This window comes from Pseudomonas tensinigenes, from assembly GCF_014268445.2.
GTDB classification, from domain to species: domain Bacteria; phylum Pseudomonadota; class Gammaproteobacteria; order Pseudomonadales; family Pseudomonadaceae; genus Aquipseudomonas; species Aquipseudomonas tensinigenes.
Genome location: NZ_CP077089.1, coordinates 58,494 through 72,654 on the forward strand (window position 1 = coordinate 58,494; position 14,161 = coordinate 72,654).

The following is a 14,161-nucleotide window of genomic DNA, read 5'->3' on the forward strand; positions in this document are numbered from 1 at the left end:
ATTTATTTCGTCTCCGGCGCATTGGAAGTGGCTCTTAATATAGCTTCAAATTTTACAGCATAACTTGCAATTAAAACTTTCTGGTCAGACCCATTTATTATCCTACGAGCACCCTCATAATCTTTTGTGGTATTATTGATATAATCACCAAGCTTCTTACCTGTAAATATACCTTCTTTCATCCCCCAAATCATAATTGGAATCGAGTTCTCAAAACCGGCGGCCTCATCGGGATTGCCAACAAAGTCAATACCAAAATAGTCCTTCGCTTTCTGGTAATTTTTCTTCCAAGTCAGATGGACAAGACCACGACCACGATACTTGAAACCATCACCCTGTACCGTATTGCCATTTTCTACCGCAGTTTGTCTGCGTACAGGTGTATCCGCAAGCACCGGATCATATTTATCAAAATATGAAGCATCGCCATATTCCGGAGCAGCACTGAAGTACTCAGGAATCATAAATTGATAAGCTTCGTGACGAGCAGTTGCAAACATATAAGACCATTCATATATCGTATAAACATCTTTCGTCTTATCTATATATTTATTAATATTTTCAACTATCAGACGAAGATTAGACTTAGATGCAGGAGAGAGATCTGGCGCCCCAGGTTGAAATGAAGCGTGCTGCTCGGCATACATAGCAACAAACCGATCGACATCAATAAGATTAGAACGACTCATGAAATTACTCAGCATCTCAATTGGATGAAAATGCCAAATCAAATCCGTACTCACACTAGCCTTGCCAATCAGATCATCCCAAAAAACATACTTTGTGATCCTTTCCTTTTCGTGCTTTAACGTTTTTGGAGCGTCTTCTAGCAGTTCATCAAGTCGGCTCCATTTAGCAGCATCTGCTTTGCTTTTCCATTCTGTAGGATGATGAGCAATGAGCTTCGCCCAACTTTCTCTTGTCTCTGCATTTTTCAATGCTTCAGCAAGCTCCCCCGGATCAACATCTCCATCATGGTTGGTATCCATTTTAGCGAAGAGATCTTTGAAAAATTGCGGCATGGCATCAGGATCGAGGAATCCATCCGCAGTGGAATTCAACTCTTCGACAACATGAAACCCTAACTTCCTCCAGTCATGCTGAGTGATTATTTCTGCCCCTATTTTTTTTATTAATCCTGCCACCAGCAGTCCATCTTCCACTACGCTAACTTGATAGTAATCCTCCCCACCTTCTTTTATCAGTGGTGCCTTTGTCAATTCGATCGCATGCTCTTTTTTTAGCTGCGTGGAACCTGTCGCCGGAGCTCTTTTCTTGAGCTCTGCCCCTGCCAATAGATGCAGATACTTTTTCCCGATTTTCAGGCCAGCGGTGTTTTCCAAAAACTCTATTACATTAGATTCTGCGGTGAATATCTCGACGTGAACCTGATATTTGCTTGAAACACCGCCATCCTCTCCGGTAAGATTTTGCGTCTGTCCAAGATATCCGATCGGATCACCAGCCTTAATTCCTATACTGGCGGGCACGACCGCTTCAAAATTAGTAGGGATTACATCCCAAGCAACATACTCATTTTCTACGATTGCCCAAAAACTAGGAGGAAGGTTTCCGTTCCCAGCAACGCTACCGCTGCTCGTGCATTTCGCCATTCGACGAATTGTCCCCGAGACGTTGAGATTCAAAACGTCCTTACTCTCAAACTCCAAGACACTTTGCGGGGTAAGTTGTAATGTCCCCATTTTGGCCCCTGAAGGTTGCCCATTTTGGGCTGAGACTGGATCTTGATAAATATCCAATCTCTTCAATGCAGTACCCTTAACTTTGCCTTGCCAATACTTTGGCTTTAGGCGCTCCGGGATCGGGTCTGCCAACCATATCCGGGCAGGTTTGGAGTTCTTGTAGGGCTCACCATCTTTCAAATAAGCGAACCAGACCTCTTTGCCAGCTTGGCGAACTTTGTGACCATTTTTTTTCACGCTACCGGACAGGATTTTCCCTTTCGCATAGGTAACGTTGACTACATCCTTCTGATCCAATATCTCAAGCTTAGTCCCAGCAACAAGCTTGCCAACATTCTGAATACTGTTGGTTTCGGGGAAATCATCGTAAGCGTTGAAGTCACTTACTTTCATGGTCACTTGCGGCTTCGGAGTTTCTTCTTCCGTTAGGGGATAACGCTTGAAGGGCAGAAGATGCATGTACAAGCTATAAAAATTCAGCTTGTTTTGCTTACCTTTATTCGTACCTTCTTCTGGGTTTGGCGCAGTGCAGTACTCATGTCGCACCAGACAGAAGGAATTGGAATACTTCAGTTTTTTCTCGTTTTCGCCGAACGTAGACTCTAGATAGTCTTCGTTAAGTCGATAGGCCACCACCTCGCCGTCGGCCATGCAGCGGATCGGTTCGTTCAAGATGCACTGGGGAGCGCTGGCATTGCTGATGTGTATACCACCGTGCCAGAACTTGTTGCTGCCCAGCAGGTAGTTGCCAGCAGTTTCGCCCTCGAGAGCTTTGTAAACCTCCTCCGCGTCGGTGAACTGCTTACCGTCACCTTTTCTGAACGGATATTGAAAGTTCATCAAGGGCGCAGGTCCTGCCGGGGCAGGGGCAGCCGCTGGGGCCGGGGCTGGCGCGGCACCTGTCCGATACTCCTCCTTAGCCCTTAAAAACTTTGTTGGAACAGGCCAGTAGTATGCAGGTGGGTTCCGCCCAAAGAACGCTTCCGAAGGTCCGTTAGTGGTCTGAGCACCAAAAATTTTTCCCTGGCCCGTCTCTGCGTTGTACTCCATGACAATGCCGGTATGAAACAGGCGACGATTGCCTCCCGTTAGAGGAAGGATGTCAATCCAAAGAGCAATGTCCCCTTTCTTGACCTCTGTCGGTGGCACCACGGTGTAAAAGCGAGAGGAGGCATTCATAGCTCTCGTCTCCTCATACTCAATCTCGTAGCCCGCGCCAGTGAGCAGAAGATTCACCATATGGGAGCAATCGATCAGTTTTTTCCCCGCAGCATTGGTTTGGGTGCCATTGCCCCCCATCAGGTAGACGTAATCACCGCCGGTGTACTGATTTCTTAAATCGAGTGGTTCGGACATTTGTGCATCCTGCAAATTAATAGCAATAGCTGGTCTTGATAGAAGCAGCGTTTTGCGCGTTTAAACGTTTCAAATTTCCGGCAGCGGTGTCGTTACCCTTGTCAGCGGCGAGGCGATAGCAGGCAAGCGCTCTGGAAATGTCTTTAGTAACGAGCTGCCCTTTTTCAAACGAGTAACCCAAGTAATTCATCGCATCGACCGAACCCATTGAGGCGGCGCGAATAAGCTCCTTTTCGGCTTGTTCTGGGTGTTGGCAACGTCCTTCAGGTACAGGGTTGTTCCCATAGCAATAAAAAGTCGAAAGCGAGGCTGCACCGTCGGCAAGCGTTGTCGCGGCAGCCTTGAAAAACGCCTCAACTTTTTCCGTTTCCAACTGTGGTGCCATGCCGGAAAGACTCAGGCCCGCAGCACTCAAACTTGCTTGTGGGTCTCCAGAAGCAGCAGCGCACACATAGTTTTCCAGCGCGGCCACAAACAGCTCGCCGGTCAGCCGATACTGCTCCAGCCCACCTAGCCCAGCGAAGGCTTGCGCGCGCTGATAACAAAAATTCTCGGCCGTGTTCATGGTCGGGGTACTTGCCACAACAAGATTTTTCTCACTAATCGACCAGTCCTCAACTCCCTCTAGAACCCAACACGCTTGGCGAGAAAAGTTAAAGATTTTGATGTTGCTGTTACCTGCACGCTTATCAACAACGTTGAAATGACTGTCGTCAACCGCTTCGACTTCGACACCTTCGGTCTTTTCTGTGGCTACGGGTGCCATCAGTGGAAATGCCAACGTCGAGCTCTTAACCCCGGTCGTTTGCGGATCAAAATTTCCGCTCTCCCCGGTAGGTTTCAAAACCAGCGACTTCACCGTCATCGCAGTCAACCGCTGCTGAGTTTCAGCATTCGCAGAAAACGCCGGCAGAAACTGGGAAAAGTCCTCGGACGGACATTCATCCGCATAAACGCTGCCATGAAACAGGCTCAACAGCGACGCGGTGAAAACCGCTATCGCGATGCCATTGCTCTTCTTCAAAACACGATTCATGTCGATCACTCGGAAAACACAAAAAAAGCCTTCGGTTTAACTTTCTCAGGCGGCGCATTCAACAACGCCTGATCCATCAAACTCCCCGCCTTATCCTTATCCGCCGCCCCCGGCAGCACCGGCGGTTTAATCCCGATCCCGGTGCCGGAACCAGCCGACCCACCCGCATTGATCTTGATCACCGGCCCAACCACCGTAACCCCACCGCCATCGAGCTTGATAAAGCTCCCACCCCCAAGAATGGTCAGCTCCGTCCCCGCCTCAATAACGATCTTGTCCCCAGCCTTGAGGTGAATCTCTTTCCCCACGCTGGTAAGCTGCGCAGTCCCCAGCTTCACATGCTGGTTCTGCCCAACCGTCAGGTGATCATCCAGCTTCGCTTCAACCTTGCGATCGGAAATCGTGGTGCGGTGTTCTTCAGCCTTCAGCTCGGTGTAGGTGTTCTTAACCACCGTGTCGTGACGTTCATTGCCGACCCGAATCTTCTGGTCATGCTCAACGTTCTCATCCCAATCGCGCTGGGCATGAATGTAGATCTGCTCGGCACCTTTCTTGTCTTCAATGCGCAGTTCGTTGTAGCCGCCACCACCCGGTGAGCTGAGCGTTTTAAACACGCTGCGAGTCTTGTTCGCCGGCAAGGCGTACGGCACCGGGTTTTCCTTGTGGTACAGGCAACCGGTCACCAGCGGTTGGTCGGGGTCGCCTTCGAGGAAGGTGACGAGGACTTCCATGCCGATGCGCGGGATGGAGATGGCGCCGTAGCGGTCGCCGGCCCAGGAGCTGGAGACGCGCAGCCAGCAGCTGGTTTTGTCGTCGGCGAGGCCTTCGCGGTCCCAGTGGAACTGCACTTTGATGCGGCCGTATTGGTCGCAGTGGATTTCTTCGCCTTTGGGGCCGGTGACCATCGCGGTCTGGCTGCCGAGGACGCGTGGTTTCGGGTGTTCGAGGGCCGGGCGATAGAACACGTCCCACGGGGTGGCGAGGAAGGTGTTGCGGTAGCCCTGGTGGAAGTCGTCCTTGTTGTCGGTGGTGTCGCTGGTCACGCCTTCTTCGAGGACTTGCGGCTGTTTGCCTTCGTGGAAGATTTCGGTGAGCAGCCACAGGTCGTTCCACTCGCTGCGCGGGTGGTCGGACATGGCCATGAAGTGGCCGCTGACCAGTTTGGTCTGGTCGCCGCGACCTTCGGCCTGGCGGTAGTCGGCGCGGTGGCGTTCGAGGGCGCGCTGGCTGAGGAACTTGCCACGGGCGCGATCGATGAAGCGGCCGGGGTAGTCGTAGTCTTCGAGATCTGGCTCGGTGCTCTCGCCTTCGGGTTTGTAGGCGGCTTCCATTTGCAGGCGCGATTTTTCGAAGTCGTAGTCGCGGCGCGTGGTGCGGCTGGTGCGGGTTTCCAGGCGCAGTTTGAAGCCTTTGATCACCGGTTCCTCGGCGACCATGCCGCTGCCCTGCACGTACGCAGTCGGCTGGCCGAGATCGGGGAACACGGTCTGGTCGTCGCCGAACACCAGCAGGTGGCCTTTGTCGCTGTGCTGGAAGTGGTAGTGAATGCCTTCCTCTTCGCACAGGCGCTGAACGAAATGCAGGTCGGTTTCGTCGTACTGCACGCAGTAGTCGCGATCCGGGCACGGCTGGCTGAGCTGGAAGCTGTAGGCGTTGCCCTTGATGCCGTGTTCTTCGAGGATCAGCGCGATGATTTTCGGCGCCGACATCTGCTGGTAGATGCGCTGGTTGGTGCGGTGATGCAGGTATTGCAGTTGCGGCACCATCGACACTTTGTAGCGGGTCAGGCGCTTGCCGGCATCGCCTTGGGCGACGCGGTAGATCTGCCCGTGAATGCCCGAGCCTTGTGGATCTAATGCGAGGAAGGCCTGCTTGTGCAGCAGTTGTTCGAGGTCCAGATCAGGGTTTTCGCTGACCAGTTCGAGGTCGAAACGAAACGGTTGGCTGATGCCTTCGGTGCCGGTGAACGACAGCACTTGCAGGTCGCCGACGTAGTCTTCGACCTTGAGGCTGAAGTGGGTTTCGTTAGCTGGGTTGAACATAAAGTGCTCCCTGTTCGAATGTCATCCGTTACGCCCGAAGTCGCAGACGTTGCAGCCAGGACGAAGTGGCGCCCAAGGCGTCACGCAATTGTTGGGCAGTGATGGTGCGTTCTGCCGGGTCGAAGCTCAGCGCGGTTCGCAGCGCTGGCCAGCCGTGTTTCGGTAAATTCGCCGGTGCTTGCAGTTCGCGCTCCAGGTGCTCGTCGCGGGCCTGGGTCGAGGGCAAGCGGCGGAACGGGTGTTTGCCGCCCGCCAGTTCATAGATCACGCAGGCCACGCCGTATACGTCCGCGCTGGCCGACAACGGTTGGCCCTCAAGCAGTTCGGGGGCGGCGTAGCCTGGGGTCCAGGCGTTGAAGCGTTCGCGGCTCAGGTGCGGCAGGCCGGGCATCACGCCCTCCTCTGCCTGACCGAGGCCGAAGTCGAAGAGGCGCAAGCCGTCTTCGCTGAGCATGACGTTGCTCGGTTTCATGTCACCGTGCAGCACGCCGCGACCGTGGGCGTAGGCCAGCGTGTCGAGCAGCGGCAGGACGATGTCGCGCAGTTCTTGCCACGGCAGGCCGAGGGGCCGCTCGCAGAGCAATTTGTCCAGGGTCAGGCCACGCATGTATTCCATGGTGATGAAGGCCCGCTGGCAGTCGGTGTCGACTTCAAAGGTGTGCGCACGCACGACGTTGTCGTGGCGCAGGCGTCGGGTCAGGGCAAACTCGCTGTAGAGCAAGGCACTGGCGTCCGGCGATTCGGCAAATTCTTCGCTGAGGATTTTCAGCGCAATGTAAGGATCGGGATCACCGAACTGTTCGTGCAGCAGATCCCGCGCCCGGTAAACGGCGCCCATGCCACCGGCCCCGAGCAGACGCTCGAGGTGGTAGCGACCGGCGAGTACGTCCGGCAGTGCACCGATGCTGGCCTTGGTCGGCGCCAGCAAAGGCTCTGCCTTGTTTTCCTTGGCGAAGGCGAAGTAGGTCAGGTTGCTGGCCTGTTCTTCGCTCATCAGCAAGTCATCGACTGAGGATTCGATTTCAGTCATTGGCGGATCACCACGGCTGTCAGGTTGTCGCGCGCGGCGCCACGCAGGGCGCCGTCGAACAAACGTTCCAGCGCCACGTGCGGCGCGCTGAGGCTGAGGGCGTTGCCGAGGGCATCGCTGCTCAGGCCCTGATACAAACCATCGCTGCAGAGCAAAAACGCGTCACCCGGATAGACCTCGAGTTCCAGCACATCCAGGGTCAGTGTTTCGGCCGCGCCAACAGCTCGGGTCAATGCCTGAGCCGCCGGATGCGCCGCCGCTTGTTCGACGCTCATTTGCTGCTCGTCGATCAATTGCTGTTGCAGCGAATGGTCCTTGGACAGCTGATACAGCCGCTGTCCGCGCCACATGTAACAACGGCTGTCGCCGGCCCAGATGCAGGCCGCGCGATTGCCTTCCACCAGCAGCGCGACGACGGTGCTGCCCATGATGCTGTCGTGGCGTCCGGCGGTGACCGTCAACTCCTGCCCCAAGCGCCGGTTCAGCCAGTGCAGGCACTGGCGGATGGCTTTGAGGCGTTCGTCGAAGTCCTCGTGTTGCGGCAGTTCAGCCAGGCTGGCGACGATCAACTGGCTGGCGATGTCGCCACCCTGATGACCGCCCATGCCGTCCGCGACCACCCACAGCCCCTGCTGCGGCGAGTCGAGGAAGGCATCTTCGTTGCGCGCCCGCACCTTGCCCGGGTCGGTACGCGCCGCGCTGCGCCAGGCACTGGCCACCAGCATCAGAGCTGCACCGGCATACGGAAGGTGCGCAGTACGCCCATGTCGAACGGGTTCGGCGTGCGCTGGCTGGTCAGCAGGTAGTTGGCGCGCAGGCCACCTACATCGGCTTTCAGCACCAGCACGTCGCGACCGGTCAGGTACTCGGTCTGCATCAGGTCGAACAGACGGAACAGCGACCATGGGCCGGAGTTCTTCTCGATGCCGATCGGGCGCCCGGCCATTTTGTCCATGACCAGACTGGTGCGACCGTCTTCAGCATCGGTCGGCCATTTGAACGACATTGGCAGGATCGGACCGTGGCGGTATTCCATGGTCTTGTCGCCGAACTTGAACTCGGAACGGCTGACCGCCGGATCGAGGGTGTACGGCTCCAGTTTGAACTGCACGGTCGGCTCGGCCGGGTTGATCGAGAAGAAGCTCTGACGAATCGTCAGTGCCGCCGCCATCTGGTCGAGATACATCTTCGATACCGGCAGGCTATGACCGTCGACGCTGCGCATGCGGTAGTTGCCCGGATCGCCGCTGACAAACGGACGCAAGTAGCTGTCGAAGAAGCGGTCGACGGTACCTTGAGCCCGGAAGAACTCACGGAAATCGCTGATCGCTACGTCGCTGGTGCTGCTGGCGCTGAACGGATAACGCTTGCTGATGGTTTTGCCATACACGCTGTACAGCTCGTTCTGATAACGGCCGTTCAGGTATTGGTAAGCATCGTTAAGCACCAGACGCCACGAGTCTTCGGCCAGCACGTTGAACCACACGCTGAGCGGACGCGGCAAACGACCGGAGGCATTGCGCAGGTTGGTCAGCGCATCACGCTGGCCGCTCATGCGGGTTTTTGCCATTTCGAACGCGGCTTGTTCCGGCGTGCTGGAACGGGCCAGACCGGCCAGTTGCAGTTGCAGGTCGTTGAGCGCGCTCAGTGCCGGAGTCAGGTCCGCCGCTGGGCCGTTGTTGTCATCGAGCAAACGATGCAGCGGTTCGAAGCGGCGTTGCAGCGACTTCTTCGCGGTGTCCGGCAGGGTCTTCGCCACGTTCAGGGCCGAAGCCTTGTCCGCTGCGGCGGCGGCAAGTTTGCCAACCTTACCCAGTTTGCCTTTCTGCCCGGCCAGCGCATCAGCAGCGTCGCCAGCTTCTTCGACAGGATCTGCAGCGGCTTGGAAGCGGGTGTTCTCACGCACTTCGGTGAGCAATGCCAGCACCGGCGAATTCGCCGAGGTCAGGCCCGCCAGTTGTTCGGCGCCTTCACCGGCGTCGCTGATCGGCGGCAGGGCTACCTGGCCAACCGCTTCGCTCCAGTAGTTGGCGTAGTCGCGGAAGTACAGTTGCTCCAGCTCGACCATCAGGCGACGCAAGTCCATGTCGCTGATGCCCGCGCCTTCGCCGAGTACCCAGTTGTCACGCAGGATGTCGGTGACCAGCGCCGAACCCTGTACCGAGAAATACTGCTGATAACCGGTTTGCGTGTAGAAACCCGGGATCACGTATTCGGTGCCGATAAACAGCGAGCCTTGTGGACCGAGGTGTTGGCTGAAGCGATAGTCCGGCAGATTGCGCGCCTGCTCGCGGAGCATGCGGTAAACCACCGTCGCCAGCGATTCGCTGCGCAAGACCTGACGCGCCTGAGTGACCAATTGGTCGTTCAGCGGGTAGATAAACGGCTGCTTCAGCAGACGCTCCAGATGCGTGCTCAGACCGTTCTGTACGGCGGTGTTGCCGGTGTAGCGCGTCGACCAGTCAGTGGCGACCCAGTCCTTGAGCCACGCGGCATCGCGACGGTCTTTCATGTTCAACATCAGGTACGCGCGCAGGCTGTTGAGCAGACGGTCGCGGTCCTTCATGTTGGCGCGGATCTGCCCTTCGAGCATGGTCGCAACCCGTGGCAGCAGCTGCTTTTCAAGCTCGCGCTCGTAAGCCTCTTTGACCACTGGATTGACGTCTTCACCCTGATACAGACCACCACGTTCGTGATACGAAACGTCGCCCTTCTTCGGGAACACCTGGGTCGCGGCGTAGCTGCTGTCGAGGGTTTTCAGCACGCCCATGGCGTCATCACGCGGCGACAATGCCGTGCGCTGCTGCGTCCAGTTCTGCGCCAGATTGCGCAGGTTTTCCAGACGCTCGTAGTTGGCCGAGAACCCGCCCGCCCAGAGCATGCCGAACAGTGCCAGTGCCGCCAGTGCGCCGACGTACAACGCACGCTGGCCCCAATGAATACGGCTGCGTTCGCGCTTGTCCAGACCGGCCAGATCGGACTCAGGGAAAATCACCTGGCTGAACAAGTGGTGGATGAACCGCGAACGACCGCTGCGCAGGGTCGGCAGCACACCGGCATTCAAGCCGAGGCTGGCACCGATGCCGGCGGTGGTCGAGTCCATCTCTTGAGTCAGGTGCGGTGCGCTAGTCAGGTAGAAACCACGCAGCTGCGTGGCACGCTGATAACGGTTGCCAGTGAACGCCATGTCGACGAACAGGCACAGACGCTCGCCGATCTGCCCGAGTTGATGCGGGAAGTCGAGGATGCGGCCACGGCGCTGAGTATCGCGCTCGGAGTGCATGCGCATGATCACTTGGCTGTTGAGGCGACGAAGCAGTTCTTCGAACTCGTTGCGCAGCACAGCGACGTCGGTGCCGACCTGATCCTTGCGGAAACTGGTGCCGAGCACCTGATCGCTTTCTTCGCGGGTCAGTTGATCGAAGAACTCGTCGAAGCCGAGCAGCTTGTCAGCCTTGCTCAGGACCAGATAGACCGGCACGTCGACGTGCAGTTTCTGATGCACGTCTTGCAGACGGCCGCGAATCTGGCGCGCGAGGGTGTCGATGTCCTGCTCACTGCCACCGAGCAGGGTTTCCACCGGAATGGTCACCAGCACGCCGTTCAAAGGACGCCCGCGACGACGCTTGCGCAGTAGCTCCAGCAACGTCGTCCAGGCACCGCCGTCGACTTCCACATCCGGTTGCGTGGTGTAACGCCCGGCGGTGTCGATCAACACACCGTGGTCGGCGAAGTACCAGTCGCAATGACGCGTGCCGAGGGTGTCGCGGGTCAGCTTGCGGTCGATCTTGTTGATCGGAAATTCCAGACCGGAAAAATCCAGCAGGCTGGTCTTGCCGGAAGCCTGCGGACCGATCAGCAGGTACCACGGCAAGTCACTGCGCCAGCGCTCGCTGCGGCCGCGATACAGGCTCGACGTCTTCAGGGTTTTCAGCGCGTCTTTGAAGCGCGCCTTCAACTCTTTCTGTTCTTCGTCGATCAGCTCTTCGCGGCGAATGCGGTCCTGGCCGTCCTCGCTTTCTTCCTCGGCTTTCTTGCGGATACCGCTGCGCCAGCTGACGAAGACCATGGTCAGGCCCCAGATCAGGAACAGCACAGCGATGGTCAGCAAGCGCGCGGTTGCGCTCTCCCAGAACTTGTAATCATCCACCGCCAACAACGGGCCGACGAACCACACCAGCAGCGCCACGAACAGCACCAGCAGCAAGGTCCAGACCCAGGTCTGGCGCAGGAAGGCGCCGACTTTCTTGAAAAACTTTTTCATCACACGTCCCTGTTTACGGCTGCGACTGCGGTTGCACCGCGGCCGGATCAAGCGGCTGATAAGGTTGCAGAACGGTGTCGCGCTGCTCGCCCAAGACCCAGGCGAAGCCCGAATACATCACCACCAGACAGACGAAAGTGAACAACACCACCATCCACGCCGGCACGATGCGCACGAGGTTGCGACGCTGATCGTTCAAGCCTTCCCAGTGCGGCGACAACTCGCGCGGCACGTCGCCACGCAACTGACGAATCTGCCGGTACAGAGCATCGCGGATGCCTTCAAGTTCGAGCATGCCGCGTGCCTGTACACGGTACTTGCCCTCGAAACCGAGGGACAGGCACAGGTACATCAACTCGAGCATCGGCAAGTGCTTGACCGGGTTTTTCGACAGTCGATCGAGCAACTGGAAGAACTTCTCGCCACCGAAGGTTTCGTTGTGGAAGCTGCTCAGCAGGCTCATCTGCGACCATTCGCTTTCGTTGCCCCACGGTGTGGTCACGACAGCTTCGTCGACCACGGTGCAGAGCACGTAACGCGCGGCCATCACCTGGCTGCTTTCGGCGCCGTTGTGCAGGGCACGTACTTCAAACAGCTTGAGCCCGGCAGTCAGACGCTCGTTGAGTGCGTACAAGTCTTCGCGGGTTTCGCTGTGCTTGAGGCGCACCACTTCCGAGAGCAGCTCGGACGAGGCCGCCACCAGCGAATTGAGGCTGATGTTGAACGCTTCTGCCGGGCGCAGGCGCGCGGCGTAGATCATGCGTTCTTCCAGTTGCTCGAAACGCGGCGGCGCGGCGAAGTCGGTCAGCGGACTCGATGCCGGTCCGTGGCCCTGACGATCGAGCAGGACGGTTTTGTCGTCCTGGTTGTAATCCGTTTCCTTGATCATGTCGGTCAGTTCCTGATGGCCCAGAATTTCAGTTCAAGCTCGGCGAATTCGCCGGACACGTGGAACGCGAAACCGCCGGAGCGCTCGAGTTGTGCCAGGTCTTCGGAACTGAGTTCGAGGATGAAATAGGTTTTGTTCGAGTGGAACGCGATCTGCCGCGGGGCCACCGGCAACGGTTTGACCTTGATCCCCGGCAAGTGCAGGTTGACCAGTTGGCGGATACGCTCCACCGGGCCGACCTTGAGGTGCGCCGGCAAGCGGTGGCGCAGTTCTTCGGAGTCGCAGTTGGCACTGGCTGCCAGCACGAACGACGCCGAGCCGAGCAGTTTGTGGTCGTGCAACGGCGAGACGATGATGCCGTACTGACGCGCTTGCAGGATCAGTTCGATGGCGTGCTGTTCGAGCACCATCGACAGCACCTGACGAATCGCTTCCATCAGCTTGCGGAAGCTCCCACCCTGATCGGCGTGGGAGTAGCGGCTGTCCAGACGCGGACGTTTGCTTTCGCCGGAGAAGGTCGCCAGATCGCCGAGCATGGTCAGCAGCGTGCGGTACAACTCTTCCGGGTGCACCTGCTCCAGGCCGAGGTAGTGGCGCAGCAGCAGTTCGGTGCGGTTGATCAGTTGCAGCATCATGAAGTCGCCGACCTCAGCACCGCCGACCTTGCCGTTGGAGCGAATCCGCTCGGCAATCGTGTCGCCACGGTGGTTGAGCATGCTGATGACTTCTTTCAGGCACGACAGCAAGTAGCTGGAAGCGTGGGCCTGAATGTAGGTCGGCACGAAGTCCGGATCGAGGCTGATCACGCCGTCCGGCGTGGTGTCGAGCACGTCGCAGATCTTCAGCTTCACGTAGGCCTGATCGCTCTGCTGCTCGCCGAGCAACAGTTTGAAGTCCGGGCGACCGCAGCTGACCTGGCTGGCGGAATCATCGCCGGCGTTGGAGTCGGCGACTTCGGCGTCATACGCGGTGTAACGCGCGAGCACGTCGGATTGCTCCGGACGGCGCGACTCGATGTGGTTGCCGGTGACCAGCGGCAGCGCCAGGTAGATCGGCGTGTTGCCAGTGTTCGGCGGTACGTCCAGCGCCAGCGGCTCGGTGTTGCCACCGAGTTCGAACAGGCTGCCGTCCGGCAGAATCCCCGAGGCTTCACTGATCACCAGTTTGCCCATGTTGAGGAACTGCAGGTCGATCTCCAGATTGAGGAAACCCCAGGTGTAACCACCCAACAATTGCGTGCGGGTTTTCATCTGGTGATCGTAATAACGATCGTTGTGCTGGAAGTGCTGCGGACGCAGCAGCATGCCTTCCTGCCAAATGACTTTATGGGTATTCATGATCAGTCATCCGCCTTGGCGAGCACTTGATTGGTGTTGCGGATGCCGGTCTGATCCAGAGTCAAATCGACTTCGGTAACTTCCAGCGGAGTGATCTGAACGGTGTGGCGCCATTGGGTGTCCGGCAAGTCGCGGTAAGCGGCGAGAACGCCGACATAAAGGCTGCCCTCTTCCACCTTGAGCTTCATCTCCACGGTTTCCCCCGGGCGCAGTTCGAGTTCTTCGCTGGCCACCAGATCCGGGTTGAGGGATTCCTTGGCGCGCTCGTAAAGGCTGAAGAAATCAGCGTTCTCGAAGGTCACCGGGTGCTTGAGTTCGAACAGGCGCACCACGATCGGCGACGGGCGGCCATTGAGGTCCGGGTTGAGCTGATCGCTGCCGGTCAGTTTCAGGTTGATCTTGGTCACTTTCGAGTACGGCGACAGCGACGAGCAACCGGCGAGCAGCACCAGCATGGTGAGCGCAGTCAGCGTCTTGAAAAAAGCGGTCGAGCGGCGAGACATG

General features: G+C 57.5%; 9 protein-coding genes. All 9 read right to left on the reverse strand.

The features are described from left to right. Nucleotides 1–2: 2 nt before the first annotated feature. Genes HU718_RS00310 through tssJ form a run of 9 tightly spaced genes read right to left on the reverse strand, consistent with a single transcriptional unit; the run spans nucleotide 3 to nucleotide 14,160 of the window. Nucleotides 3–3,059 carry a hypothetical protein gene (locus HU718_RS00310; protein WP_186613304.1) on the reverse strand — a complete coding sequence of 1,019 codons (3,057 nt, stop codon included), beginning with the start codon at nucleotides 3,057–3,059 and terminating at the stop codon, nucleotides 3–5. Between the two features lie 16 nt (nucleotides 3,060–3,075). Beyond that, the gene (locus tag HU718_RS00315; protein ID WP_186613302.1) at nucleotides 3,076–4,095 is read right to left on the reverse strand and encodes a tetratricopeptide repeat protein; all 1,020 of its coding nucleotides are present in this window, start codon (nucleotides 4,093–4,095) and stop codon (nucleotides 3,076–3,078) included. Nucleotides 4,096–4,100: 5 nt separating this feature from the next. Then, nucleotides 4,101–6,137 carry a type VI secretion system Vgr family protein gene (locus HU718_RS00320; RefSeq protein WP_186613300.1) on the reverse strand — a complete coding sequence of 679 codons (2,037 nt, stop codon included), beginning with the start codon at nucleotides 6,135–6,137 and terminating at the stop codon, nucleotides 4,101–4,103. A 28-nt stretch (nucleotides 6,138–6,165) separates the two neighbouring features. Beyond that, entirely contained in the window at nucleotides 6,166–7,167 is a 1,002-nt protein-coding gene (locus HU718_RS00325; RefSeq protein ID WP_186613298.1) for a serine/threonine-protein kinase, read from the reverse strand. Further along, entirely contained in the window at nucleotides 7,164–7,892 is a 729-nt protein-coding gene (locus tag HU718_RS00330) for a PP2C family protein-serine/threonine phosphatase (RefSeq protein ID WP_007920303.1), read from the reverse strand. Before HU718_RS00330 ends, HU718_RS00325 begins: the two co-directional genes overlap by 4 nt. Further along, nucleotides 7,892–11,431, reverse strand: a complete 3,540-nt coding sequence (gene tssM, locus HU718_RS00335; protein WP_186613296.1) for a type VI secretion system membrane subunit TssM — start codon at nucleotides 11,429–11,431, stop codon at nucleotides 7,892–7,894. Before tssM ends, HU718_RS00330 begins: the two co-directional genes overlap by 1 nt. A gap of 13 nt (nucleotides 11,432–11,444) precedes the next feature. Next, the gene (gene icmH, locus HU718_RS00340; protein ID WP_016985783.1) at nucleotides 11,445–12,320 is read right to left on the reverse strand and encodes a type IVB secretion system protein IcmH/DotU; all 876 of its coding nucleotides are present in this window, start codon (nucleotides 12,318–12,320) and stop codon (nucleotides 11,445–11,447) included. A gap of 5 nt (nucleotides 12,321–12,325) precedes the next feature. Then, nucleotides 12,326–13,657, reverse strand: a complete 1,332-nt coding sequence (gene tssK / locus HU718_RS00345; RefSeq protein WP_007920300.1) for a type VI secretion system baseplate subunit TssK — start codon at nucleotides 13,655–13,657, stop codon at nucleotides 12,326–12,328. Between the two features lie 2 nt (nucleotides 13,658–13,659). Continuing rightward, nucleotides 13,660–14,160, reverse strand: coding sequence for a type VI secretion system lipoprotein TssJ (gene tssJ / locus HU718_RS00350; RefSeq protein ID WP_186613293.1), 501 nt, complete (start codon nucleotides 14,158–14,160; stop codon nucleotides 13,660–13,662). Nucleotide 14,161: the final 1 nt, after the last annotated feature.